This is a genomic window from Thermogemmatispora onikobensis (genome assembly GCF_001748285.1).
GTDB classification, from domain to species: Bacteria; Chloroflexota; Ktedonobacteria; order Ktedonobacterales; family Ktedonobacteraceae; genus Thermogemmatispora; species Thermogemmatispora onikobensis.
In genome coordinates this window covers 1-25,597 of sequence record NZ_BDGT01000046.1, presented here as the reverse complement: position 1 = coordinate 25,597, position 25,597 = coordinate 1, and the positions used below count along the sequence as shown (strand labels likewise).

General features: G+C 60.7%; 18 protein-coding genes and 1 pseudogene. 15 read left to right on the top strand and 4 right to left on the bottom strand.

What is annotated here, in order from left to right:
• The first annotated feature begins 383 nt into the window (after positions 1-383).
• The 12 genes and pseudogenes from BGC09_RS17390 to BGC09_RS17325 all read left to right on the top strand — a co-directional run bounded on the left by BGC09_RS17390 (position 384) and on the right by BGC09_RS17325 (position 17,936).
• On the top strand, positions 384-1,700 hold the full coding sequence (locus tag BGC09_RS17390) for a glucosaminidase domain-containing protein (protein ID WP_084659051.1): 1,317 nt from the start codon (positions 384-386) through the stop codon (positions 1,698-1,700).
• Between the two features lie 1,350 nt (positions 1,701-3,050).
• Positions 3,051-3,413, top strand: coding sequence for an ArsR/SmtB family transcription factor (locus BGC09_RS17385; protein WP_069805500.1), 363 nt, complete (start codon positions 3,051-3,053; stop codon positions 3,411-3,413).
• A 3-nt stretch (positions 3,414-3,416) separates the two neighbouring features.
• The gene (locus tag BGC09_RS17380) at positions 3,417-4,307 is read left to right on the top strand and encodes a lysophospholipid acyltransferase family protein (RefSeq protein WP_069805499.1); all 891 of its coding nucleotides are present in this window, start codon (positions 3,417-3,419) and stop codon (positions 4,305-4,307) included.
• A 153-nt stretch (positions 4,308-4,460) separates the two neighbouring features.
• On the top strand, positions 4,461-5,597 hold the full coding sequence (locus BGC09_RS17370) for a lysophospholipid acyltransferase family protein (RefSeq protein WP_084659050.1): 1,137 nt from the start codon (positions 4,461-4,463) through the stop codon (positions 5,595-5,597).
• Position 5,598: 1 nt separating this feature from the next.
• Complete coding sequence (locus BGC09_RS17365) at positions 5,599-6,420, top strand: PHP domain-containing protein (protein WP_084659049.1); 822 nt, start codon at positions 5,599-5,601, stop codon at positions 6,418-6,420.
• Positions 6,421-6,580: 160 nt separating this feature from the next.
• Positions 6,581-7,750 carry a glycosyltransferase family 4 protein gene (locus BGC09_RS17360; RefSeq protein WP_069805495.1) on the top strand — a complete coding sequence of 390 codons (1,170 nt, stop codon included), beginning with the start codon at positions 6,581-6,583 and terminating at the stop codon, positions 7,748-7,750.
• A 493-nt stretch (positions 7,751-8,243) separates the two neighbouring features.
• Positions 8,244-8,742: pseudogene (locus BGC09_RS23625) on the top strand (CDP-alcohol phosphatidyltransferase family protein); the annotation flags it as partial.
• Between the two features lie 1,009 nt (positions 8,743-9,751).
• The gene (locus tag BGC09_RS17350) at positions 9,752-11,980 is read left to right on the top strand and encodes an NYN domain-containing protein (RefSeq protein ID WP_069805493.1); all 2,229 of its coding nucleotides are present in this window, start codon (positions 9,752-9,754) and stop codon (positions 11,978-11,980) included.
• Positions 11,981-12,540: 560 nt separating this feature from the next.
• A complete protein-coding gene (locus BGC09_RS17340; RefSeq protein WP_084659048.1) occupies positions 12,541-13,626 on the top strand; it encodes a BMP family lipoprotein in 1,086 nt (361 codons plus the stop codon).
• 285 nt (positions 13,627-13,911) lie between these two features.
• On the top strand, positions 13,912-15,306 hold the full coding sequence (locus tag BGC09_RS17335) for an ABC transporter permease (RefSeq protein WP_069805491.1): 1,395 nt from the start codon (positions 13,912-13,914) through the stop codon (positions 15,304-15,306).
• Positions 15,307-15,309: 3 nt separating this feature from the next.
• Entirely contained in the window at positions 15,310-16,260 is a 951-nt protein-coding gene (locus BGC09_RS17330; RefSeq protein WP_218104087.1) for an ABC transporter permease, read from the top strand.
• Between the two features lie 110 nt (positions 16,261-16,370).
• Positions 16,371-17,936 carry an ABC transporter ATP-binding protein gene (locus tag BGC09_RS17325; RefSeq protein WP_069805507.1) on the top strand — a complete coding sequence of 522 codons (1,566 nt, stop codon included), beginning with the start codon at positions 16,371-16,373 and terminating at the stop codon, positions 17,934-17,936.
• A gap of 89 nt (positions 17,937-18,025) precedes the next feature.
• On the opposite strand, the gene cysS is transcribed toward BGC09_RS17325, so the two are convergent.
• Both cysS and BGC09_RS17315 read right to left on the bottom strand, forming a co-directional pair.
• The gene (gene cysS / locus BGC09_RS17320; protein ID WP_069805490.1) at positions 18,026-19,225 is read right to left on the bottom strand and encodes a cysteine--tRNA ligase; all 1,200 of its coding nucleotides are present in this window, start codon (positions 19,223-19,225) and stop codon (positions 18,026-18,028) included.
• Positions 19,212-20,006 carry a TatD family hydrolase gene (locus tag BGC09_RS17315; RefSeq protein WP_218104086.1) on the bottom strand — a complete coding sequence of 265 codons (795 nt, stop codon included), beginning with the start codon at positions 20,004-20,006 and terminating at the stop codon, positions 19,212-19,214. The genes cysS and BGC09_RS17315 overlap by 14 nt, the downstream gene beginning before the upstream one ends.
• 382 nt (positions 20,007-20,388) lie before the next feature.
• Here BGC09_RS17315 and BGC09_RS17310 point away from each other — a divergent pair, with 382 nt between their 5' ends.
• Complete coding sequence (locus BGC09_RS17310; RefSeq protein WP_069805489.1) at positions 20,389-20,802, top strand: glutamyl-tRNA reductase; 414 nt, start codon at positions 20,389-20,391, stop codon at positions 20,800-20,802.
• A gap of 128 nt (positions 20,803-20,930) precedes the next feature.
• Positions 20,931-21,815, top strand: a complete 885-nt coding sequence (locus BGC09_RS17305) for a 4-hydroxy-3-methylbut-2-enyl diphosphate reductase (RefSeq protein WP_069805488.1) — start codon at positions 20,931-20,933, stop codon at positions 21,813-21,815.
• A 319-nt stretch (positions 21,816-22,134) separates the two neighbouring features.
• Here the strand turns inward: BGC09_RS17305 and BGC09_RS17300 are convergent, their stop codons facing one another.
• Together BGC09_RS17300 and BGC09_RS17295 are read right to left on the bottom strand one after the other, a co-directional pair.
• Complete coding sequence (locus BGC09_RS17300; RefSeq protein WP_176728962.1) at positions 22,135-22,977, bottom strand: bifunctional 5,10-methylenetetrahydrofolate dehydrogenase/5,10-methenyltetrahydrofolate cyclohydrolase; 843 nt, start codon at positions 22,975-22,977, stop codon at positions 22,135-22,137.
• Between the two features lie 154 nt (positions 22,978-23,131).
• On the bottom strand, positions 23,132-24,340 hold the full coding sequence (locus BGC09_RS17295) for an MFS transporter (protein WP_069805486.1): 1,209 nt from the start codon (positions 24,338-24,340) through the stop codon (positions 23,132-23,134).
• Between the two features lie 397 nt (positions 24,341-24,737).
• On the opposite strand from BGC09_RS17295, the gene BGC09_RS17290 reads away from it, so the two are divergent.
• On the top strand, positions 24,738-25,597 hold an 860-nt coding region (locus BGC09_RS17290), incomplete at its 3' end, for a tetratricopeptide repeat protein (protein ID WP_141727836.1).

Here is a 25,597-nt window from a genome sequence, read left to right as displayed (position 1 = left end):
TATAGCATACCATTTATGGGAGATACTACCTATGCTGGATGCTATTGATACAAGTAAATTCGCGCTGCATGGTACAATCAGCATAGACGCTCTCGGCCTTCCAGCCATTCCTTCTGGCGTAGGAAAGGAGAAAGGCGCCGGGTACCTGTCCTACTCTACAACGCTTGAGAGCTGCGAACTCTGGTAAAGAAGATCACAAGATCATCCTGAGAAATGCCCACCAGAAGACAGGGAAGTCCACTGTCATAGATACAGTTTCAGAACAGGGAAAAGAAGCAGGAGACTAACCTCAGCGATCTGATCGAGCTGGAATCTGCAGTGAGGCACGGCGGAAAGGTGGCGGGGAGGTGGCTCGCCTTGCTGGCTTCAGCGATAACAGGAGTATGATGAAGAGCAAGCTGATCACTCAGACTGTTCAGCCGGCGTTGCCGCTGCCACACCTCCGGCGTTCGCTGCAGGCCATGCTGATCAGCCTGGTGCTGCTACTCGTCGGGGCGCTGGTTCTGACGTGGCAAATCACGAACGGCAGCACCGGAAGCCAGGCCAGCGGCGCCAGCGTGCTGGGACCGCCAACACTGCCAGCAGAGACCGTCAATACTATTCTGGCATCAACCCCTATGGCTGACACCGGTGAGGTGGTTGAGCAGGCGGCCCGCCAGACCAATATCGATGATGCCTTTGCTCTGGCCGTCTGGTACGTCGAAACCAACCAGGGAGCGGCAGGGGTTGGCCTGGGCGACCGCAATCCGGGGGGCGTCCGCGCCAGTGCCAGCTATCCCAGCGATGCCGGCGGCTATACTATCTATCCCTCTTATGCCGCGGCCATCCAGGACTGGTTTTCTATCGTCCAGCAGCGCTATATTGCTCGCGGGCTGACGACCGTTTATCTGATCGCAGGCCCTTATGTTGGAACCTCTAGCTCCGGTTCGTGGGCTGCCAAGGTCATGAATCTGATGACCATCTATCGCAATCAGGCCCCGCCTCCAACGCCAACGCCAACCCCAACGCCGGCAACGCTGAAATATAAGATCGCCTCCACTCTGCAGCACAAAAGCGAGCAGCAGGCCCGTACCGAGCAAGAGGATGGCCAGCCTCAGCCGGCGCTCTCTTCTTCCGCCTCTCCTGTGACCACAGCGACCTCCCCCGCAGGCGTAGCGGGCAAGCCGGGTAAACAGAACTTTGCCCTGATAGCCTTCGGCCTGATCTCCGCGCTTGCCCTGGCTCTGGGGGCTGCCTGGCTGCGTCGCCGCCAGCGCTTCCTGGTTACGCCGCTGAGCGCCGCACCGGCAGGAGCGGGAGCAGAGCCAGAACCGGTCACCGATACCCTGGTGCTCTCCGCCGCCGTGCCCGTCCAGACTGCCTCAGACACATCCCCCGCCAGTCTGGTTGGTTCCCTCTCTGGCCGCGATACGGACGCTTTGTCACTCTGGAGCCTGTCAGCCAGATCCGAAACCCAGGAGACGGCCTTGACCGCTGGCAGCCAGACCTGGCCCTGGCCTGACTCCTTCTCCCACCTGCCAGAGCGGCAGCCCGTTCCCGCAGGTGCGGCACCCTCGCTTGCTACCGTCCGGCCAGCTCCAGTCGCTGCTCCTTTGCTCGTCGGACGAAGCACAGGCCCGGGCAGCGGCCTCTTGAGCCGTTATGGCTCAGGCCACCAGCTGCCCTCTAACCCGCTGGCAGCTCCCCCCGAGTCGAGTTGATGGGACGGACAACCCGGCGCAGCACCCACTGCTCGCTCTCGCCCACTCCCAGGGACAGGGACAGGAAGAGGCAATCGCTGGCAAACTTTAGCCATCAGCCTCTTCCCTACTTGACGGGAAACGCCAGATATGCTATCCTTCACTGTGCAGTGCCACCGCAGCACCCGAAGCAAGCTCGGGGCTACGGCTTCACTGTCAAGCTGGGTGACTAGCTCAATCGGTAGAGCAAGCGACTCTTAAGTGCGCCGTTGTGCTCACAGCGTCCCTGTCGGGAAAGACCCGACGCCACTGGAGCAGACGTGGCTAAAGCACCATCTTACCTCGCGCCGAAAGGTTGCGGGGGACAACAGCATGATGGAAAAGTCGGTATAGGGAGTCTCCAGCAGCTGATGGCCGCGCTCGTCCGCCAGCGACGATGGAGTGACGAGCCGAGACTCGTTGCTGTCAGCTCCCGATAGCGGCAGCTAGGCCGTATATGGTCAAGCCCGCCAGGGGTTGAATCCCTCGATGGCCTGCCCTGGTGTCGTCAGCTGTGATTAGGAGGGCTGGCGAATGCTCCCGCCAGAAGGCACCTGTGCATGAAGGGAGACCTACGTACGGAGCGGGGCGCCGTGGGAACTGCGGGATCGCCTAAAAGTTACAGGGTTTCTCTCTCGTCCCCTGTAGCTCATGGTGACGGAGCGCCCATAGTACTCAAACGATCAGCGTAATGGCTGATACACGGGGAAGGGGCGCAGGAGAAGTGCGTGAGGCGCTTCTCTGGAGAGCCGGATGCATCGAAAGGTGCACGTCCGGTTCGGGAGGGGATAACTGGCATGGCCCAGGCCGGGCCAGATTCGGCCTCGGCTGGCGACTCTCGTCGTAAGGCTGTGCTGGCTGTCTGCTTCACTCGCTAGGTTCAGGGTTCGAGTCCCTGGTCACCCACTTCTGTTAGCTGGGCCGTCAGTTCGTGAGCCTGTCTGGATTGGTTAGCTCACGGCCTACCCTGCCCAGCCAGGATCGTCAGGAAAAATGCTCATGGATAAAGCAAGCCGGAAGTGGCGATGATGAAGCTCCACTTCCGGCTCTTTTTCTCCTCCTCTCTGCCGCCGCTCAGGTCCATCTGGGCCTCTGAAGGAAGCCCTCGATCTCCTTTCTCGCCCCGGCAACCTTGCCCGCTGCGACCCTCGCCAGCGGACCTGCTTACACTGCTTACAGCAGAGTCGCGCAATCTCTGCCGCGGCCAAGCCCTTCTTGAGCGTTCTGACAGCTCTGCGCTCTCCATTCCCATCTTGACAGCCTCGCCGATGCGCGTTAGTATATAAACAAAGATTTATACAAAATCGTCTGCGCACGCAAAGAAGGATCGACTTGGACAGATCGAATGACTGGCGTGAACTGAAAACGATGATGAAAGCGCTGGCAGACGTTGTGCGCCTGACCATCATTTACCATCTGGCGCGGAAGCCGGAAATGACGGTCACAGCGCTCACAGACGCCCTGGAAATCAGCCAACCGCTGGTTTCCTGGCATCTACGGAAGCTGCAGCGCGCTGGACTGACGCGCATGCGTCGCGCCGGACGTCAGGTCTACTGTTCACTGGATAAAGAGCGCTTTCAGTATTGCCTGCAGCGGCTACAGCAACTGGTCGATCCCGGGTTCGTGCTGGCAACGCTGCCCGTCGGGAGTCTGCCCAAGATGGAGGCGGCGGCTGAAGTCAACCTGGAGGAGTAACCGGTGTCTGTCATCTACTGGCTGGCACGAGGTACAAGTACGCTTGCGGGGCGTACACCCCGGCCCTTGCGCCACGCTCTCGGGGCGGCGGTCGGAACAGCAAGTTATCTGGCCTGGCGCTCCAAGCGCCGGGTGACGCAGCGCAACATGGCTCAGGTCCTGGGTCGTTCTCCCAGCGATCGCGCTGTGCGCCGGCTGGCGCGCGCCTCCTGGAGCAATTACGGGCGCTACGCCTCAGACTTCTTGAGTTTTGCCCACCTCGATATCGAGGCCATCGAACGACAGGGGCGCGACCTGACCCGGGGAGCCTCCTCCTGGCGCGAGTATCTTCAGCAGGCGCTCCGGCCCGGTCGCGGCGTGATTCTCACCACCGCTCATTTTGGCAACTGGGACCTGGCCGGCGCCATCATCGCCCGCGAGGTGCCTTTCTCAGCCATCGCCGAAACCTTCGCCGATCCCCAGCTGAACGCCCTGGTGCAAAAGCAGCGTCAGGACAAAGGAATCGGCATCATTCCAATGGAGCGCTCGACCCGACCAATTTTGCGTGTTCTGCAGCAAAATCAGATGCTGGCCATCGTCATCGATCGCCCCTTAGCGGAGAGCGAGGGCGTGCCAGTGAAATTCTTCGGGCGCACAACGTATGTGCCCGCTGGTGCGGCAAGGCTGGCAGTAAGAACAGGCGCCGCCATCATGTCCGGTTTCGTCTGGTATGGCAGGAGGGGGCAGTGCTACATGCGCGCTTTTCCCCCTGTCTTTCCCCAACCCGAAGAGGATCGCGAGGCCGAAGTCGTGCGCCTGACCCAGTCTATCTTTGATGCGCTAGAGGAGATGGTCCGTAGCTATCCCGATCAGTGGTACATGTTTCGCCCATTCTGGCCGACTGCTGATCCCTAGCTATGGAGGAAGCAATCTGACTGCTCTCTGCATTCGTGAGAGCGGCCATAGATAGCGAGGCAGCACGGGCGACGTCATAGCCAGGGCGCAGGGACCTGCCTGGTCCTGCTCCAGTGGCAGGTCGGACGCCTCACCAGCGCCGGGGACGACGGAATGCAGAGAGAACGTTATAGCGGCCCAGGGAGCTGGCTGGCGAAGAGCCAGCGCGACTCTCAGAAGGCAGGGGCTGTGCAGCCATTCCAGAGAGCCAGGCACCTGGGCAAGAAGGCGCCGCAAAGCAATGGGCCACGACATCATAAGCAGCGCTCCTGGAGCCTGAAAACGACGACGATGTATCTGCTATTTCGCCTTGCCGCTGTCATCGTTCCGCGCCTGCCACGTCGCTGGCTGCCGCCGCTCAGCGCTCTACTGGGCTGGCTTGCCTGGATGGTTGCCATCAGGGCACGTCGGCAGGCCACCATCAACATGCTGCATGTGCTGGGGCCAGAGGTCCAAGCCACACGTCTCGGACGCCGGCGTCTCAGACGCACAGTGCGTCGGATGTTTATCAACAACGCACGCAACTATCTCGAAGGCTTCTGTTTACCCTACGTACCGGTCGAAGAGATCGCCAGTAATATCATTCCCGGGGGCGAGGAGCATCTGGCCGCCGCTCTGGCCCGGGGCAAGGGCGTCCTGATAGTCTCCGCCCACTTTGGCCCGTTCGACTATCTGAGCCAGTGGCTGGTTGCCAGAGGCTACGAGCTGGTGATCCCGGTCGAGCAGCTCAAAGATCGACGCATGCTCGAACTGATGCTGAGCCTGCGCTGTAGCCACGGCATCAAATATCTCCCGGTGGGGAATGGCACAGCCATGCGCGCCATTCTGCGCACATTGCGCCAGAATCAACTGGTACTCATTACCGCTGACCGGGCCGTCGTGGGCCAGAGTGTCGAGATGCCTTTCTTTGGTGCCACCGCTCGCCTGCCTGGAGGACCAGCTATGCTGGCGCAACGCACAGGCGCAGCTCTCGTTGGCGCCTTCGGCTGGCGGCTGGAAGGCAGGCGTATGCAGGGCGAATTTACGCCGATCTCTCTGGCGCTTCCTGAAGAAGAGCAGCAGAATCCCGAGGCCCTCATGCGCTCAATCGTGCAAGTCATGGAACGCTACATCCGGGCCCATCCCGAGCAGTGGCTCGTCTTCGCCCCTGTCTGGCTGGATCACCCTGCTGCCAGCCCAGAGGATCAAGGGCACCAGATCAGGGCCGAGGAAAGTGGAGAGGAGCCCACCTTCTCACTTCCGAAGGAGTAGTATGGCTAGACGTATGAGCAACAGGATGACTGAGGAATTACGACCCGCCAGCCTGGCCAGGCGCTTGCTGGGCCGTCATCGACAGATGACAGCCGCCGAGGCCTCTCTGGCCGGCAAGTTGGGCCGGGCTGATCTCCATATTCACAGTACCTACAGCGATGGGACGGCAACTATTGAAGAGATTCTCGCCTACGTCGAGCGCTTTAGCGACCTGGACGTCATCGCCATCACCGATCACGACGCCATTGAAGGCTCGCTACGTGCACGCGACCTGTGGGCCAGAGGCCACTACCGCTTTGACTACATTGTTGGCGAGGAAGTCAGCACACGCGAGGGGCACCTGTTGGCCCTCTTTATCGAGCAGCGCATTCCACCCGGGCTAAGCATGGAAGAGAGCATTGCCCTGATCCATGAGCAAGGTGGCCTGGCCATCGTCGCCCACCCGCTCCACCGGCTCTTCCGCCACAGCTGCCAGCGTGAGGTACTTGACCGTCTGGTCGGCTCAAAGAGTGTGCGCCTCGATGGCATCGAGACCTGGAACGCCAGCTTCTGCGGCATCTACGCCAATCAGGTGGCCATGCGCACCAACCGCCGTGTTTACCGCCTGCCCGAGGTGGGCAACAGCGATGCCCATACGCTCAATGCCATTGGGCGCGGCTGTACCTGGTTTGAGGGGAAGACCGCCCAGGACCTGCGCCGGTCGCTACAGGCCGGAACCACAGCCCCCGGCGGAAAGCTCTGGCAGATGTACGATTATCTGCAACTGGCTCAGTATCACTTTAGCAAGCGAAATCAGCGGAATCGTCGCGTCTTTGCGGCGTGAAGCGCGCAGAGCCTTCCTTTTGGAAGAGGCAAGCTCTTGCGAAAGTCTGGTAAAATGTTGTATGGCGCCTTTGGCTGAGTAGGAGGGGACCGTGGCCGGGCTTGCGTAAGGTCCAGGGGATAGTCGCGTCTCTACAACATTGTAAGGCAGGGAGCGACTCGTGAAAATAGGTCTCGTGACTCCATATGACTGGAGCTATCCTGGTGGAGTGCGTGAACATGTCCGCCATTTGGCGCATGAATTTCGCAAAATGGGTCTGGAGGTGCGCATCCTTGCCCCGGTCTCGCGCGATGATGAGCAGCTGGCAGAGGAGCAGGTTTATAAGATGGCCGGGGCTTCGCCCGTTCCTTTTAATGGTTCGATTGCGCGCGTGGCGCTCAACCCCTATCTCGGGCGGCGCGTGCGCTCGGTGCTACAGCACGAGCGCTTTGATATCATTCACCTCCACGAGCCGTTGATTCCCGGTTTGCCGCTAGCCGTGCTGCGTTTCTCACGTGCGATCAATGTCGGGACATTTCACGCCTTTGCTGCTGCCAGGATCACCTCCACACCCTATCTGGCCTATGCATCGCTGCATCCTTTCCTGCGCCCTTACTTTCGCCGGCTGGCCGGGCGCATCGCCGTTTCACCGGCGGCCTACCAGTTTGTCTCGCGCTACTTTCCGGCGGACTATCGCCTGATCCCAAATGGGGTCGATCTCGAGCGCTTCAACATCTGGAACCAGCCTTTGCCCTGGTTCATGGATGGGAAGCGGAACATCCTCTTTGTTGGGCGGTTTGAGAAGCGCAAGGGCGCCAAGTACCTGTTACGCGCTATCCCCACGATCCGTGAACACCATCCCGACACGCGGTTTATTCTCGTGGGCGAAGGCGGGTTGAAGCGCGGTTTCGAACGCTTTGTTGAGAAGCAAGGCTGGCAGGACGTGGTTTTTGTGGGCCGTGTCTCGGCGGAAGAGCTGCCACGCTACTTTGCCAGTGCTCATGTCTTCTGTGCGCCCTCGATCGGCGGCGAGAGCCTGGGGGTGGTCTTGCTCGAAGCGATGGCCTCCGGCGTGCCCGTGGTGGCCAGCAACATCGAGGGCTATGCCACAGTGATCACTCACGGTCTCAATGGCCTCTTAGCGCCCCCACGCGATAGCCTCGCGCTGAGCATGGCCATTTGCCGCCTGTTAGAAGATGAGCCATTGCGGCGCCGCCTGGTTGAGACTGGCCTACAAACGAGCCAGCAATATGCCTGGCCGCGGATCGCTCGCCGTGTGGTGGACTACTATCAGGAGCTGCTGGAGGAGCGCCAGCTGCTCTATACTCTGCGCGAGCGGGAACCGGTTTAGTCGGGGCGGGCCTCTTCTCCTCCGGTAGAGCGCAACCAGGTAGCGCTGGCAGGTAGTCGGCCCTGGCTGGGGCCGGTCAGATCTCTGGTCCGAAGAGCTGCCCCGCCAATCGATCACTGGGCCGCTTGCCAGGGAGAAGCGGCCAGGACTGTCTTGGGGCACAGGCAGCAAGGCGGCTGTTCCTGGACCCGGCACTCGCTCACTGTCGACCTGGAATGCTGATTGGCGACGCTCCTCACCGCTGGATGACCCGCGCTCTGCGCTGTGCAATGTTGCACCGCACTGGTGACATGCACTGCGTCGCCCTCGCTTGCTCCCTTCGCTCTGTTCTGGCCTTGCCCTGGTCGTGAGAGGAGGCCGGAGGCAGGGACGACTCTGTTCGTTTTGTTTCGTCTGGTAGTGCGTATCTCCAGTAGTGCGATCAGCCCTCGCCGGCAGGCTCGCCGCAAAAAAGAGCTAGTCCGAAGAGGGCCAGGTATGGTACAATAAAGATATGTTAAGCAGACGCATCCAGCAACAAGTTCGACTCCTGGTGGCTTTCATTATCAGACCGCTAGCCAACCTTGGCGTGACTCCAAATATGTTGACGCTCGTCGGGCTGTTGCTTAGCGGCTTAACAGCCCTGGTGATTGCGCAGGGGTACCTGGTGGCAGGCGGTTTGCTGGTGTTGTTTGCTGGCATTTTCGACATGTTCGATGGGGCTGTGGCTCGCGTTCGCCAGGCCGCTACGACCTTTGGCGCTTTCTTCGACTCGACTCTCGACCGCTATTCGGAAAGCATCATTCTCTTTGGGCTGCTCTGGTACGTCTTGCAACGTCCAGATCTCCATGAGCAGCTCTGGCCCTTTGGCCATGAGCAGCTCTGGATGATTGTCCTGGTGTTTGTCGCTGTCGTCGGCTCTCTGATGGTTAGCTATACTAAGGCGCGCGCCGAAGGTCTGGGGCTGGAATGTAAAACAGGATTGCTTGCCCGCCCCGAACGTGTCGTCATTCTGGCCATTGGCCTGATTGCGGGCATTGAGATCTGGGCACTGGTTCTGCTGGCGGTTTTCTCACAAGTGACCGCCCTCGAGCGCATGTTCTATGTCTGGCGCATCACACGCCGACAGGAGCGCGGGCGCCCCGCGCCCCAACTGGCTCCTGCCCCCACAACGCTCGCCAGTGATCAGGAGAGCGGTGCCCGCCTCAGCCGCGATCGCGAGCGCCGCGCGCGGTTCCTGGGCCGGGGCCGGGGCCGAACCGCCGAGGCTCAAGAAGCATCCGCTCGCCCCGTCCCCAGCCATGTTCCGCCCCTCAGTGGCGGTATGCAGCAAAAAGAGTGAATCGAAGCTTTGCGAACGGTGTAGAGGAGATCGGGATCGGACGTGCATGTAGCGTGAGGTGCCTGTCGCAAGCAGGAAAGGACAGGCAGGGCGGATAGATGGTGGCGCGCATCCGCCCATCTTTGCAACGCGGATCGGTGAAAGTACGGCGTGCTTCCTATATGCTTACTCTTTGTTGTCTTGCCTTTTCCCGAGCACCCGTTGAGGTAGAGCAGACGATAGGCGAGCAATGACGGCGTCCATTCGCCCTGACGGTTCTGTGCGTCAAGTACCTCTCCACACGATCGCCTGCGCTCCGGTCCCGAATTAGTGAGACTGGAGATCTTTTTGTGACAAGAGAACATTCGCAGCCAGAGAAGAGCGACGTTGATGTGTCCGTCGCAAAGGAAGCATTTGCCTCCGAAGACGCAACAACTCCTGCTTCTCTAGAGCCTGCTGCGCCCCCCGGGACGCAGCTATCGGAGGGTACCGTGGAAGGGCAGAAGCAACCACCTGCATGGGAGAGTGCGGACGCCGTCCCTGGCTATGAGCTTCCGTCTCAGACGGAGGCCTCTTCGCAACGCATCCAGGAAAGCGTCGCGGCCTACTCGCCCACTGAACTCCTTTCCGCCTTTTCCACTCCCTCTACACCATCTGCACAGGAGGCCTTGACGGCGCGGGATGTGGAGCCTTCCCCGCTCATGGAGGACTTCCTGCCGTTCAGCGAGGGGAATGTTCGCCCCTTCAGTGAGTTTATTGAGGAGTTCCGTCAGGCTGAAGAGGCCCGCCAGGCCGCTACCTTCGAAGCCGTGCATGAGGCTCTAGATGCCCTGAGTACCTTGCATACCCTGGGCAGCCTGGTTCCACCTGCTGAAAATGAAAGCGGCCCGTCTGCTGCTCTGTCAGCCGCCAGACCACTTTCGCCGCTCCCTACGGTGCCTATCCCCGGACGCCTCTCGTTCGTGGAGAGCGGCAGCAGTAGCACTATCACTACCAGCTCACTTGCGGAGAGTGAGGGGCAGGCCGAGGCCCTGACGCCGGCAGCGTCCACCGAGGCTGCCCGTGACGCGGAAGCTGGCGCTGGTCAGGAACAGCCTGAACCGGCCTCCCCGCCCGTGGAAGAGCGCCCGGCCAAGGCTCAGGAGGAGCCACAGCAGTCAGCTGATCAGATAGCGCAGACTGCTCAGGCTCCAGCGGCACCTGAAAAGCCTGCAGAGCGCCCTCCCTCCCCGCTGCTGCGCCCAGCTACGCGCATTCGGTTGCCTCGCTATGGGCGCCTGCGCGAGCCGTTTGTCGAGGAGCGCCCCGCCTCCGAGGGAGAAAAAAGCCCTGAAGAAGAGGGCCAGCCTGCCGCCACTGCCAGCTCTCAGGTCGGCGGTGAGTCAACCGCCGCCTCTTCTGGCCCTGGCGCAGGCGAGAGTGGCGGCACGAGCGAGACCACTCCATCCACCAGCGAGGAGGGACAGGCCACCCGCCCCGCACGCCGCTATCGCTTCGATCGCCCGGCAACAGCGGTCAATAGCGCGATGTTCCTGGTCAATTCCTCTCAGCAGTCGGCGCCACCTGAGCAGCGCGAGACGGGGGAGAAGCTCGCTGCTGCTGGCGCCTCTGCCGTCCAGGAGGAGCGTCGGCCCGAGAGCGAGCAGCTCCAGGCTCCGATAGTGGCCGCTCCCAGCCCTGGCGAGCACCCCCAGGAGATTCACGCGCTCTCGTCTCGCGAGATGCTGAGCGAGCCGACGGCGGAAGAGCAGCGGAGTAAGCAGCAGCCGCAAAGCAGTAAGGATAATCGACAACAAGAGAAAGCAAAAGAACAGGAACAGCCGGCTGCCTCTGTGGCATTGCCAGTGCAGCCGACGGCCAACGGCGCCAGGCCGGCGGCTCAGGAGACCCAGGTTCCTGCCCCTGAAGATCTGCCTCCTCTGGAGTACTCTGAGATTCAGGCGGCTACCTCGCGCCGGCGCCGCCGCCGCCGTTCCAAGTCAGCGGCTGCCTCTGCCGCGCCCGCGCCGGCCACTGAGCCGACGCCTCCCCCAATCGCTCCGCCGCCCACGCCGGTCTCTCCGGTCACTGTGCCGCCTGTGACCCAGCCGACGTCGGTACCGGCCTCGCAGCCGACCGCTCCTGCCGGAACCTATCATATTATCTCCGGCACTACTATGAACCAGATGAATCTGGGCAACGAGTTCGGAGGTCCTTTCATGGCGCCAGAACCTTCGCCCGCACGCGGCAGCGTGGCTGTGCGCGAAGCTGGTGTGCGCCCTTCACGCTCCGATGTGCAGCGGAACAATCTCGTCTATCCTAATAACCGCGGGAATGACCCGATGGTTCAGTTCGCCAATACGGTCGTGCAGGCTATCCAGTCGCAGACCGACCGCATTGTGGCCGAACTGCGCCGCACTCATCAGTCGCCGACCAATGTGTCGGTCTCAATCCCCCCTCCGCCTTCGACGGAGCGGGTGGGCGTCTTCGTCGATGTGGCTAATTTGCTCTACTCCGCGCGCACGTTACGGCTGACTATTGACTTTGGCAAGTTGCTCGACTTCCTGCGCGGCAACCGCCGCCTGGTGCGAGCCCATGCCTATTGCCCAACCAGCCCCCAGCCCGGCGATGAGCAAATGTTTCTGCAGGCCGTCAAGGGCCTGGGGTACCGCATTACGACGAAGAACTATAAGACGTTCTCCAGTGGTGCAAAGAAGGCCGATCTCGATCTGGATCTGTGTATGGACGTGGTGCGGCTTGTGGAAAGCCGGGCCGTCGACTGTATTGTTCTGGTCAGCGGCGATAGCGATTTTATGCCGATGCTTGATTACTGCTCGGATCACGGCGTGCGCGTCGAGGTGGCCGCCTTCGACGAGGCAATGTCGGCCACGCTGCGCCAAAGCTGCGACCTGTTCATCAATCTCTCTGTGCTGGAGGAGATCCGAGCCTGAGCAGACCTTTGAGTGAAGCTCTGCATGGCCATAGTCTTGACCGCCTGCTTCCTCTGGAAGAACGTTCCTACAATCAATAGCTAGCTAGCTGGCTGGCTGGCTAGCTAGCCTGGCTCGCACAGCAAGCATAACACTGCACACCAGCAATGCGGCGAGGAGCCAGAGAACGAACACGATAGTTTGCTCTCTCTCCTCGCCGCTCTTCTTCTCCTTCTCCCCTCCACTCACCAGGCGCTCGACAACCACTTGCCCGCCTGGCTGAGCGCCTGCCTGGACCTGGCTTTTGTGAGATGTCGCCAGCCTGCAGCGTATAATTGACATGGAACCGCTGCGAGGTCCGTTCCCTGCCCGGGTGCTATCCCACCAGAACAGTCAGGCGGTGCTGTCCTGGTCGCTTGAGGCTCTGCTTGTCTCTGGATCGCTGATCTGCTTTCTGTCTGCTACGCCAAAGACAATAGCAGAGCGTCTTATTTGTTTGTAGAGCACCACTACAATTACTGCAAGAGATCCTTTCTAAGGATACACCAGGTTCTCCGGGGAGAGAAGAAAGGAACGCGCGTATGCGAAACGGTGGCATATCAGCCCGTATCGTGGCACTGCTCGCCTTATTTTGTGTCCTGCTGGCTGCTTGTGGAGGAAGCAACACAGGCAGCTCGGGAGGAGGAAGCTCGACCACGCCGACAGCTCAGACGCCGATTTCGGTGGCCCTGGTCACTGATATCGGCGGCTTGAACGATCGCAGTTTCAACCACCTGGCCTACGTCGGCTATACCAAGGCCATGAACGAGTTCCATTTTACCCGCCAGGTGATCGAGTCGAAAAACCAGGCCGATTATGTGAAAAACCTGACGCTGGCAGCCCGCAGCGCTGACCTGGTCTTCGCTGTCGGCTTCCTGATGCAGAACGCTGTCGATCAGGTGGCGCACCAGTTCCCCACCAAGAAATTCGCCATCATCGATGGCTGCGCTGTTCCTGCAGGCAAGCAAGACTGCGAATCGCTGCCCAACGTGGCCCCGCTCTTCTTCAAAGAGCAGGAGGCGGGCTGTCTGGTTGGCGCCATTGCCGCCCAGATGGAGGTTGACGGCAAGGCCAAGATCTCGCAGCTGCGCGGCCATAATACGATTGGCGCTGTTGGCGGACTGCCTATTCCTCCCGTCACTCGCTATATCGCCGGCTACAAGTTCTGTGCCAAGAAGGTTGATCCGAGCATTACGGTGGTGATTAATTACTCCCAGGATTTCGCGGCCACCGATAAGTGTAAGGACGCCGCTCTCAGCCAGATCAATCAGCACAATGCTGATATCATCTTCCAGGTGGCAGGTGGCTGCGGTGTGGGCGCTCTCGATGCTGCCGACCAGGCTGGGGTCTTTGGCATCGGCGTTGATGCCGATCAGAACTATCTCCACCCGAAGAGCGTCATCACCAGCGCCCTGAAGAAGGTGGATGTGGCCGTCTATGATACGATCAGCGACTACGCTCACGGCAAGTTCACGAATAATCCCCCGCGCTTTGATCTGGCTCATGACGGTGTCGGTTACGGTACGCTGAGCAGCGTGGTGCCCGCTGATGCCAAGAACAAGGCTGACCAGCTCGCCGACCAGATCAGGGCCGGTACGCTCGCGGTCCCTGAGAATATTCCTTCCTGACCTGCGTAGTGAGTGAATGGCCCGGGCATGACCAGATCGAGCTGTCCTCTGATAGCTCGATCTGGTCCTTTCTTCTCTCACCACTGGCGGCTGAGTTGCACCTGCCAGGAACTCACTGGCGCAGCCTGTCCTTTGTCTTCCTCAGACGCTGCTTGTCTCTGCCCTGTAGCAATGCTATTATTACAAGTCAGTTTTTTGTGTGTCATAACCGAGCATAGAGCCTGGCAGAAGGCTGGCCGCTTCTCCTTCCTGCCTGGTGACTGCTGATCTGGGAGGATTCGCTCTATGGCCTTGCAGACTGCTCAACCGCGCTCACCTACTCCCCCAGCCTTGGAGACGAGGTCAACAACCTTGCTGCTCTGGCTGCGCAGAGTTGGCTCCGGACTAGGGCGTCCGCTGCTGGCCCTGGCTCTGGCCCTGATCGCCGGCCTGATTGTGATCATGATCACTGCTTCCGGCTCTCTCTTCGATCGTTTCAACGCCGCTTTGCTGGCCTACGGTTACCTCTTCTCAGGAGCCTTCGGCAGCGCCGCCAATCTCTCCTTTTCGCTGGTCAATGTCACCCCCCTTATTTTTACGGGCCTCTCGGTGGCTATCGCCTATCGGGCGCGCCTCTTTAATATCGGGGCCGAGGGCCAGTTTGCTGCCGGGGCGATCCTGGCGGCGTTCGTCGGCATTAAGTGCTCGACGTGGCCCGGTTGGTTACTGACCCCGCTGATGATTGTGGCCGGGGCCCTGGCCGGGGCGCTCTGGGGAGGAATTGTCGGCCTGCTCAAGGCCTGGCGGGGCGCTCATGAGGTGGTGACGACAATTATGCTCAACTGGATTATTTTCTATGTCAGCGATTGGCTCGTTTCGGGACCGCTGCAGGCCCCCGGTCAGGCTGATCAGACACCCTCTATGCCCCCCCAGACGAATCTTCCAAAGCTCTCGGTCCTCTATAATCAAACGCTGGGCCATTTCCTTCCCACCATCAGTCAGCCTGAGCAGTATATTGTGGACGTCGGCTTCCTCTTTGCACTTGTGGCCCTGGTAGTCTACTGGTTCTTGATGTCGCGCACGACCTTTGGCTACGAGACGCGCGTGGTGGGGGAGAATCCTCGCGCCGCCCAGTACGCCGGGATCTCGGTCAAGCGCAATGTGGTGCTGGTGATGACGCTGGCTGGCCTCTTTGCCGGTCTGGGCGGGACGCTGCAGCTCATGGGGCAGTACCCCTATGAGGTCATCGGCCAGGTCTTTCGCAATGATACGACAGGCTTCGATGCCATTGGCGTGGCCTTGCTGGGTCGCATGACGGCCATCGGTATCTTCCTGGGGGCCTTGCTCTTTGGGGGGATGCGCCAGGGTGGCTCTCTGATGCAGCTGAAGGCCAATGTGCCTGGCGACCTGGTCTATATTATCGAGGCGCTGGTCCTCTTTAGCATCGCTGTCCAGTTCCTCCCTGTGATCCGACAGGCTCTCGTGAAGCGCTTCTCGGCGGCGCGCCAGCCAACGGTGGTGGCCGCGCTCGCCGGTGGGGTGGTCGATCTGGATCAGGCGCCCGCCAACGGAGCGGAGGCTCCAACGATGAATGATCAGCCGCTGTCTGAGCCTGGGAAGGCCGCTCTGGCCGATGATGGATCAGGGCAGGCTCAGATCCCAGTGCAGGAGCGTCAACATCAGCAGAACGGGGAGGCGTGAAGCGTGTTCTGGCCTATCTTTTTGCGGGTAATTACTTCTGGCGATCTCTGGCAGGCTTCTCTGCAGTTTGCCGCTCTCCTGCTGCTGCCAGCTCTGGGTGGCGTCATCTCGGAGCGCAGCGGCGTGGTGAACATCGCGATGGAAGGTATGATGTTGATCGGCTGCTATGTTGGAGTGGTGGTCACCCTGGCCAGCCATAGCGTCCTCGTCGGGGTGCTGGCGGCGATCGGCGCCGGCGGCTTGCTGGCCCTGGTGCATGGCGTGGTCTCGATTCACCTCAAGGCCGATCAGATTATCAGTGGTATCGCGATCAACGTGGCCGCTCTGGGGCTGACCAATTATCTCAATATTGTGCAGACCGGTGGCCAGGGTATTCCCAGTCTGCCCTTTAATCTGCGTCTTCCGGTGCTGAGCTGGGGGCCACTGGCGCAGCTTCCTTTCCTTGGTCAAGTACTTTTTCAGCAGAATGTCGTCTTCTACCTGGCGATCATCATCCTGTTAGGTCTGCAGTTTCTGCTCTTCAGAACGAATCTGGGCCTGCGCATTCGGGCTGTGGGAGAGCATCCGCAGGCTGCGGACACTGCCGGCATCCCCGTGCGCCTGATTCGCTATGCCTGTGTTGTCGCCAGTGGTCTGCTCTCGGGACTGGCGGGGGCCTTTCTTGCTTTGGGTGTGGCTGGCACTTTTAATCCGAACATGACCGCCGGACGTGGCTTCATCGCGCTGGCAGCGGTGGTCTTTGGCAAATATACGCCGCTGGGGGCCGCCGGGGCCTGTCTGATCTTTGGTCTGGGCCTGGCCTTGAGCGTGCGCCTGCAGGATACGGGCATCGATTCCAATTTGCTGGCGACCTTGCCATATATTCTTACCATTATTGCGCTGATCGGACTGGTCGGGCGCACTGTGGCCCCGGCTGCCGATGGCGTGCCCTACGAGCCGGGCAGCGCCGAATAGCAGGCAGCGCAAGCGCCCGAGGAGGTCAAGGAAGCATGCACGAACAGGAGAAAGCGCCTCTCGCTCAGGAGGCAGGTCCAAACCTGGCGGCCTCGCCCTATGCCGTAGAGATGCGCGATATCTGCAAAGCCTGGCCTGGCGTGGTGGCGAACGATCACGTGAACTTGCGCGTCCGGCGGGGCGAGATTCATGCTCTGGTTGGAGAAAATGGGGCCGGCAAGACGACCCTCATGAATATTCTCTATGGACTGGTGCGCCCCGACAGTGGGGAGATCTCTGTCAACGGCGAGCGCGTCCATATTAGCGGTCCCCGCGATGCTATTCGCCTCCATATCGGCATGGTCCATCAGCATTTCATGCTCATTCCGCCGCTGACGGTGGCCGAAAATATTGTGCTGGGCCAGGAGCCAGGGGGGCCGGTGGCCGTCTACGATCGACGGCGTGCCCGTGAGCTGGTGCTCCAGCTCAGTGCTCGTTATGGTCTGCCTATCGATCCCGATGCCCGCATCGAGAAGCTCTCTGTCGGCTTGCAGCAGCGTGTTGAGATCCTCAAGGCCCTCTATCGGGCCGCCGACATCCTCATTCTGGATGAGCCGACCGGCGTCCTGACGCCCCAGGAGACCTACGAGCTGTTCGATGTGCTCCGTGCCCTGTCTCGTCAGGGGAAGACGATCATATTCATTACTCACAAGCTGCGCGAGGTGCTCGATCTTACTGACCGCGTGACGGTCCTGCGTCGTGGGCGCAACGTCGGCGAGCTGGTGACTCGCGAGACGAATCAGGCTGAGATCGCGCGGCTGATGGTAGGGCGCGAGGTGCTGCTGCGGGTCGAGAAGCGTCCGGCGCGGACTGGGCCAGTGGTGCTGCGGGTGGAGAATCTGCATGCCAGATCCGATCGTGGGCTGGAAGCGCTGCAAGGGGTCAGCTTTGAGGTGCACGCTGGCGAGATTCTCGGCATTGCTGGCGTGGAGGGCAACGGTCAAAGCGAGCTGGTCGAGGTCCTGACTGGGATGCGCCGCGCCACGGCTGGCCGCATGACTATCACTCATAGCAGCGGTGAGCAGGCTGGCAAAACCTACGATATTACCGGCATGAGTGCGCGCGAGGTGCGTCTCGTCGGCATAGCACACATTCCCGAAGATCGGCGCGGTAGTGGTCTGGTGCTCAGCGATACCATTGAAAATAACACCGTTTTGGGGCGTGAGCGCTGGCCGCGCTTTGCCTGGGCTCGTTTCATTCTGCGTTTGCGCGAGATTGCTCAATGGGCGCGCCGCCTGGTGCGCGAATTCGACGTTCGCACACCGAGCACCAGGCTGCCAGTGCGTGCCCTCTCCGGTGGTAACCAGCAGAAAGTGATTGTGGCGCGCGAATTTGCCGCTGACCCGCAGCTGCTGATCGCGGCCCAGCCCACGCGCGGCGTCGATATTGGGGCCATTGAGTTCATTCATCGGCGCCTGGTTGAGCAGCGGGACGCGGGCAAGGCGATCTTGCTTGTTTCTGCCGAGCTAGACGAGATCCGCTCACTCTCCGATCGCATTGCGGTAATGTACGAAGGGCGGATTGTCGATATCGTCACGCCGGAGGCCAGCGAGGAGGAGCTGGGGCTGCTCATGACAGGCGGGCGCCCGTCGGAGGCTTCCCGGGAGGAGCGGGCGCAGACGACGGGCGACTCGTGAGCATAAACAGAGGTGGGCCGCGGTACTGCTCCTGTTCCCGCGGCTCTCAGCCTCGTTTTCAGTCTGGAAGGGCGGGGGAGAGGCAGGCTCTAGCAACGCAGGCCCAGCACACGTAAAAGACGAACAACGTCGCTGGCGCGACAGGCATCGTGGCTGGCCAGTGCAGCCTGGCCGGTCTCCTGTAGGAGCTGCAGCGCCTCGGGCGTCTTCAAATCGTCGTCTAAGAGCGACTCGAAGCGAGCGCGCAGCTCGCTGCTGCTCTCCGCTGTCGCCGTTGTTGGGCAGCGAGCTGCCAGGGCCGCCACCTCCTCGAAGAGGGTAGCCTGCTCGGTAGCCAGCTGCAGGTCGGCAGGGAAGCACTCCCAGGGTTGGCGATAATGGTGGTTCAGGAGCAGGAGGCGGATCGCATTGGCGCTGTACTGCTTCAGCAGGTCGCTCACCAGGATCAGGTTGCCCAGCGACTTGCTCATCTTCTCTCCCTGCTGATAGACCATGCCGGTATGCAGCCAGTAGCGGACAAAAGGCCTCTTGCCCGTGTAGTGCTCGGATTGGGCGATCTCGCAGGTATGGTGAGGGAAAGCCAGGTCGGCCCCACCGCCGTGGATATCGAGCTGGTCCCCCAGATAGTGGAGGGCCATGGCGCTACATTCGATATGCCACCCCGGGCGTCCCGGCCCCCAAGGGCTGGGCCAGGCCGGCTCACCGGGAGCCTGAGCCTGCCAGAGCACAAAATCCAGCGGATCGCGTTTGCGCCGGTCATCGGGATAGTTGCCGCGCTCGTTGGCCACCGCCAGCATGGCGGCGTAGTCCTGGAGGCCGATGGCGCGTCCCAAGACCCCGAAGTCGGGGTCTTGGCGCACATTGTAGTAGACGCAGCCATCGCTCACGTAGGCATAGCCGCGCTCGATCAGCTTCTGTACCATCTCGATGATGTGAGGAATCTCATCAGTTGCGCGCACGTAGAAAGTCGGACGGCGGACATTGAGCGCATCCATATCGCGCAGAAACCTCTCGGTCTCGCGCCTGCCCAGCTCGTCCCAGGGCACACCCAGTTCGCGCGCCTTGCGCAAAATATCGTCATCGATGTCCGTGACGTTCTGTACATAGCGCACAGAATAGCCACGGAATTCCAGATAGCGAATGAGCGTATCGAAAGAGGCGTAGGTGAAGGCATGACCCAGGTGAGTAGTATCGTAGGGAGTCACTCCACACACGTAGATACGCACATTGTTCCCTTCGAGGGGGACGAATGGCTCCACTCTCTGGGTGAGCGTATTAAATAGCTTCATGGCGTTCTCCAAGACCGAACAGGCGCGTGGCGTTCGCTGTAGTGATCTGAGCGATTTCGTCCAGCGTCAGGCCCCGGATCTCGGCTAGCTTCTGGGCCACATGCTTCACGAAGAGCGGCTCGTTGCGTCTGGCGCGTAGGGGCAAGGGAACAAGATAGGGGCTGTCGGTCTCGACCAGCACGCGATCGAGAGGAGCCATGCTGGCGACTGCGGGCAGGGCGTTACCCGGGCGGGTCAATGGGCCAGCGAAGGAGAGCATGAAGCCCTCGAAGGAAAGGCATTCCTCAGCCTGGGCCACATTGCCCGAGAAGCAGTGGAAGACCCCGCGCAGCCCGCGACCATGCGCGCGCAGCAGCTCAATCACGTCTTCGTGAGCGTCGCGCACATGGATGATGCAGGGGAGGTCGCAGCTACGAGCAAGCTCCAGATGGGCACAGAAGACCGCCCGCTGCACATCGCGCGGCGAAAGCATGCGAAAGTAATCAAGCCCAAATTCGCCAATGGCCACCACCTCGGGCGCGTGCGCCAGACTGCGCAGTTGAGCCTCTACCTCCTCATTGTAAGAGGTGGCCTCGTGAGGATGCACGCCAACAGCGGCGAAAACCTGGCCACGGTAGCTCTGGGCCAAAGCTAGCGCTGCACGGCTCGACTCCAGATCGCAGCCGGGATCAACGATGTAGCCGATCCCCCCCGCAAATGCGGCACGCAGCACCGCATCGCGATCTTTCTGAAAACGGGGAGCATCGACGTGGGCGTGGCTATCGACAAGCAACCGCTGCATCCTTTCCTCTGTGAACAGGAAGACACGCAAAAAAAAGAAGGGTCAACGCTGGCTTGTTCTATCTCTGTTCAAGAGCTTTCTTTAGTATAGTCTATCGCTGAAATGGATGTCAACAAGGCGGCAGTGATGATAGGCGGGCCGGGCGCGAGCCTCCCTGCTGCGGCTGAGTTTTGCGCGAGGCGGCCCGCAGGTGAGCAAGTCAGGCCGGATCAGAACCTTAGAAAAAAATACGCGGGGAGGCCCCAGGCAAAATCAGGTGATTACCTGATGTCTGACTCTTTGCCATACGCTACGATAAACAGGAACATCTTGAGCCATGCTGTCAGAGCATGGCATCTGGCACTCGTGATCAAGAGGATGTTTCTGGAGGAGAGAGAAGCGCATGCAGAATCTCGCGCCACAGGTTGTATCAATTGCTGATGCGTGCCTGGGCGGCTTGCACGGTCGTTCCGCCCTGCTCATCGGACCCGAGGAGCTACGGCGACCCTTTGTGCAGTTGCTAAAGCAAGCGGGCATGCAGTCTATCTATGAGGAAGAGAGCGTAAATCAACTGGACAGGCTGCTGCCGCAAGTGCAGTTGCTGATCAGCATCCCGGCTGTGACGCCCGCAGCCCCGCTCATTTCCGCGGCAGCCATTGCCCAGGGGTGCGGCAATCGCCAGGTCCCGTTGATCATTCTCGACCTGGCGCGTAGCCCTTCCGTTGAAGAAATGGTCGGCCTGTTACCTTTCGTCTGCCTCTACACGCCCGCCGACCTCCAGCGTATTCTCTGCAACAGCCGTGCTAAAGCGAGCTGATTTTATGGTACCATAAGAATGACCGCAGAATGGCCACGGCAGGCACGGTCTCCTGGTCCTGGCGGCCCTTCTGTCGAGAAGGCTGTCTATCTGCCTGCTTCCAGGCGCAGGGAACGAACGAGGACGTTATGGAAGTGATCAAGATCTCTCCCCGCGGCTACTGCTATGGCGTCGTTGACGCCTTGCAGATTGCTCGTCGCGCTGCCAAAGATCCAACGCTGCCCCGTCCAATCTATATCATTGGCCAGATCGTTCACAATCGGCATGCCATTGAAGAGCTGACCGCCCTCGGCATCATTACCCTCGATGGGCCGAATCGCGCGGCGATCCTTGAGCAGGTCAAAGAAGGAACAGTAATCTTTACCGCGCATGGCGTCTCGCCCCTGGTCAAGGAGCGTGCGCGTGAGCGCGGCCTCTACTGTATCGATGCTACCTGTCCTGATGTGACCAAGACCCATGAGCTGGTGCGCGAGCTGGTGGCGGAGGGCTACTATATTCTCTACATTGGCAAGAAAGGGCATCCCGAGCCTGAAGGGGTCATGGGCGAAGTCCCGGGCCATATCAGCCTCATCGAGAGCGAGGCTGACGTCGATGCCCTGCAGCTCACGCCGGAGCAAGAGCAGAAACTGGCCATCTCAACCCAGACCACGCTCTCGCAGTGGGACACGCAGCGCCTCATCAACTACATCCAGGCCCGCTATCCTCACGTCAAGGTCTACATCGATATCTGCGCCGCTACGCAGCTCAGGCAAGAGGCCGTCGTACGGCAGGCCAAAGGGGCCGACCTCACGATCGTGGTAGGCGATCCCCGCAGCAACAACACCAACCGTCTGGTGCAGGTCTCAGAAGAGCTGGCCGGCGTTCCCGCGGTCCGTATCGAAGATCTCTCCGAGTTGAAACTGGACTGGCTCAAAGGCAAGAAGCGCGTTGCGGTGACGGCGGGCGCCTCGACTCCCAGCCAGATCACACGCGAAGTAATCCGCTTTCTTGAGCAATACGAGCCAGAAGCCTAGCAGCAGCCCCGACCCGAGCATGGCCCGCGAGAGACCCCACAGACGAAGCAGGCGCAGGCATCGGACTCGCGCCGCAGCTCGTCGAAGGGCCGTCAGCCGCCTGGTTGTCTTGGTGAGCTGTCTAGCTTTCCACGCAGACCTGAGCTGAAAGCCTGCCTGGCGCAGGACCTGGCCCGGGCCTCGGTGACGAGGCTCAGGCCCGGACCAATCGCGGTGACCGCACGCACTACGCCAGCAATCCCAGACCTAGGAATCGATCTCTCCGCTCCTTTGCGTCCTTCTTGCCCTCCTTCCTTCCTTCCTTCTCCGGCGGCATGCTTCACTGGGGCCCAAGCAGGGTATGGCGGATTAGCATCAGGTGAGTCAGAGGGCCGAGACCACCGGGGACCGGCGTCAGGAATGAGGCCACGCGGGCCACGCTCTCTCTGTCGACGTCGCCAACGACCTTCCCATCGACCGTGGTAATACCGGCATCCAGCACCACCGCCCCAGGTTTCACCATCTCGCCCGTAATCAGGCCCGGCCTGCCCGTGCTCACTACCAGGATATCCGCACTGCGGGTGATCTCCGCCAGATTGCGGGTGTGCGAGTGGCAGATCGTCACCGTGGCATCCTCCCGCATCAGTGCCAGCGCGATCGGCTTGCCTCCGATATTGCTCCGTCCCACAATGACCGCATGCTGCCCCGCCACGCGGATGCCGGCCTCCCGTAGCACGGTCAGCACTACAGCGGCAGTCGAGGGGATAAAGCTAGGAAAACCCAGCAGGAGATTGCCGGCATTGCGTGGCCCGAGGCCATCGACATCCTTTTCGGGGCGCAGCACTTCGGTCACCACACGCTGCCGGATGTGCTCCGGCAATGGCAACAGCAGTACGATCCCGTCGGTTGTGGGGGCCTCGCTTAGCATCGCGACCTCTGAGCGGATCTCCTCCTCATCTACCTCGAATGGATAGGCCAACGTCACGCAGCTCAGACCGAGGCGACGGCAGGAGCGAACAAGCTGGCGACTGTAGACCTCCGCCGCGGGGTCGCGGCCAATGAGAATTTGCGCCAGGCGCGCTGAGCGACGATGCTGTTTGCGAAACTCGGCTGCCTCCTGCTGTAGCTCAGCCATCATGCGCGCCGCCAGGGGGCGGCTGTCGAAGATCGTAGCAGACATCATCAAGAAGCCTCCTTCCTCCACAGGCGAAATCTCCTGGCGTCCATCATACCATAGCCAGGAATGCGGCGCTGCGTCGTTCTCCCCTGTGGTCAGGCCGCAAAGGAGAACGACCATCAACAGTGCGGTTGAGAGGAAGGAAGAGAAGAAGGAACCGTCAGGCCAGGGTTGGCCGCGACTCTGCGCGTTGCAACACCAGCAGCAAGAGGATGCCGAGCGGCGCCAGCTCCAGGAAGGCCACACCTGCTGCGATGCCCAGGCGACCGGCAATGAGTCCTACAATACTGGGCAAGATCACGGAGAAAGGTGTGCCCAGGCTCAACAATGCTCGACCCGTGCCCGAACGGCCTGGCAGGCGCTCATAGACCTGGGCCCGCGCCAGCGGGAACCAGGCAATCGAGCTGGCTCCAACCACACAGAGCAGTAAACCTGCCAGCCAGAACGAGCGGGTCAACAGCAAGGCAGTCATTCCAATCAGAGCCACCAGCGCCGAACCAGCCAGGACCTGGCGCACTGTCAGCCCCAGGGCCAGCAGCAGCTCGCAGATCACCAGACCAGCGAATCCCGAAGCGCTCTCGAATGTAATCAGACTCTCCACCGCATCGTCCGATAAATGGAGCGTGTCCTGTAGATAGAGAGAAACGAATGACCGATAGACTTCATCGAGCATCACTGGCAGAGTGGCGATCACTACCCAGCCAAGCATGAGGGGATTGCGCAGCGCCGCCACGAAGCCCTCCACCAGGAGGCCCAGACGCGAGCGCCGTCCCTCGCCACGCTCCACTTGAGGGAAGCGCAAGGCGCAAGAAAGCAAAGCCACTACCAACCAAATCGCGGCGGCCAACCAGCAGAGACTCGCCCAACCCAGAGCCAGAAGGGCGATAATGGTCACCGTCAGCGGAGTCAGAAAATCCCCCAAATTCCCAATGAAGGCCAGGCGCAGCATCGTCCGTGTGCTGCGGTGGGGATTCTCATCGATGAGCGAAGACTGCGCCGCTCCCAAGGCGATGTCGTTAGAGGGATAGAGCAAAGCGAACGCTACCAGGATCACCGCGAATGAGCGAGCGAGACCGGCCAGCACGAACGCACCGGAGAGCACCAGCAGACCACCGATCACCCAAAGTTTCTTCGTCTTCCCCAGGTCGCTCAACACGTTACTCAAAGGCTCCAGCACCATCGACATTGCCGCCCCCAGGGTAAAAAGCAGACCGATCTGCGTGTAGGACATCGGTACCTGGTGACGCAGCAGGGGTAAGCCAATAGTGGGAATGCCCGAGAGCATCTCCTCTAACAGCGTAATACCAAAAAGCGTCAGGCGCAACGGAGAAAGAGAGAGGCGGCCCGAGAAGGCCCGTGTGAAGAGCATGAGACCTCCTTCCTGGCTGTCTGGCTGCGGGCAGGGCAGACAGATCCCGCGTGACCCTGCTGCCAGTCAATGCTGTTGCCCCTACTACACGCTACTCATAGCTAGAATTTTCTCGCTACTATTTAGTATACTCCAAAATGCAAATATTTGTCTTTATCTATAACAAGCAAGCGGTATTGTTCGCTCTTTTTGTGTCGGGCGGCCTCTTTCCCAGGGAGGGGGGGAGGGATCGGCGGCAAGCCGGGCCTGGGGACTGGGAGAGGAGGGCTAAGTACTTTAGTACCAAAAAGAGAGCTTCAATGCAGGATTGTAGTAACCTAGTGACAAAATGAAGGTGAACTTGTTGGCAGGTGCCCATTCTGAGTAGAGAAGAGAGAAGGAAGAAAGCGAAGCCCACATGCCTGGGAACAGACAGGTTTTCAAGACAGCAATGGATGCCGCCGACCGCTACCGTTGGGATAGCAAGTGGACGGAGGCAGCCCGCGAGTATCAGCGGGCGCTGGTAGAGTTCCCAGACGACACAGCGGCGCATGAGGGCCTGGGCTTCTGCTATATGCAGACCAAGCAGTGGCAGCAGGCGCTGGATGAATATGAGTATCTGCTGAAGCGCAAGCCTCATGATATCATTGTGCTAAGCAAGGTCGCCGAGCTGTATGGCTGGTTGGGCAGGCGGGAGGAGGCTTACAACGCTTATCTGCAGCTTGCTGATCTTTACGCCCAGGCTGGCCAGGGAGCACGGGCAGAGGCCGCCTGGCAGAAGGCGCTTCAGTTCTCACCTGCTAGCCCTGAACCTCACGAGCGGCTCGCAAACTACTACGCAGAGAAGAAAGATCTGTCGTTGATGATACAGGAGCGTCTGGCTGCCGCCAGGGGCTATCTGCTCCGAAATGACCTGGCGGCGGCCCGCGCTCAATGTGAAGAGGTCCTGCGTATCGATGTCTCCAACGCTGAGGCGCGGTCTCTTCTGGCGCAGCTCGCGGCTGGCCTGTCGCAGCAGCCTGCAGGCTCGGCAGGCTCGCTGGCCGGCGAGGCCCAGGCGGGTGCGCTCTCCAGCGAGGAGGGATACGCGGGTCAGGAGGCTTCTTTCACTGGTAGCCCGGTCGCCGGCCCTGCCGCGCCGGGCAACATAAGCGGAGGTAATACTGGCATCATGGGTAACATGGGTAGCGCGGGCAATTTCGGCGGCATGGGGAACCCGGGGCAGGCTCTCGCCCCTGCTGGCCCCGCTGGCGGAGGAGCAGCTCCGCAGAGACGGAT

Excerpts from the sequence above, each read along its gene's own strand:
- BGC09_RS17300 (WP_176728962.1), bottom strand. The coding sequence starts at position 22,977 with ATGATGTCTGCTACGATCTTCGACAGCCGCCCCCTGGCGGCGCGCATG.
- BGC09_RS17315 (WP_218104086.1), bottom strand. The coding sequence starts at position 20,006 with ATGCAGCGGTTGCTTGTCGATAGCCACGCCCACGTCGATGCTCCCCGT.
- BGC09_RS17365 (WP_084659049.1), top strand. The coding sequence starts at position 5,599 with ATGGCTAGACGTATGAGCAACAGGATGACTGAGGAATTACGACCCGCC.
- BGC09_RS17305 (WP_069805488.1), top strand. The coding sequence starts at position 20,931 with ATGGAAGTGATCAAGATCTCTCCCCGCGGCTACTGCTATGGCGTCGTT.
- BGC09_RS17310 (WP_069805489.1), top strand. The coding sequence starts at position 20,389 with ATGCAGAATCTCGCGCCACAGGTTGTATCAATTGCTGATGCGTGCCTG.
- BGC09_RS17295 (WP_069805486.1), bottom strand. The coding sequence starts at position 24,340 with ATGCTCTTCACACGGGCCTTCTCGGGCCGCCTCTCTCTTTCTCCGTTG.
- BGC09_RS17325 (WP_069805507.1), top strand. The coding sequence starts at position 16,371 with ATGCGCGATATCTGCAAAGCCTGGCCTGGCGTGGTGGCGAACGATCAC.
- BGC09_RS17370 (WP_084659050.1), top strand. The coding sequence starts at position 4,461 with ATGCAGAGAGAACGTTATAGCGGCCCAGGGAGCTGGCTGGCGAAGAGC.
- BGC09_RS17350 (WP_069805493.1), top strand. The coding sequence starts at position 9,752 with ATGGAGGACTTCCTGCCGTTCAGCGAGGGGAATGTTCGCCCCTTCAGT.
- BGC09_RS17335 (WP_069805491.1), top strand. The coding sequence starts at position 13,912 with ATGGCCTTGCAGACTGCTCAACCGCGCTCACCTACTCCCCCAGCCTTG.
- BGC09_RS17390 (WP_084659051.1), top strand. The coding sequence starts at position 384 with ATGATGAAGAGCAAGCTGATCACTCAGACTGTTCAGCCGGCGTTGCCG.
- cysS (WP_069805490.1), bottom strand. The coding sequence starts at position 19,225 with ATGAAGCTATTTAATACGCTCACCCAGAGAGTGGAGCCATTCGTCCCC.
- BGC09_RS17340 (WP_084659048.1), top strand. The coding sequence starts at position 12,541 with ATGCGAAACGGTGGCATATCAGCCCGTATCGTGGCACTGCTCGCCTTA.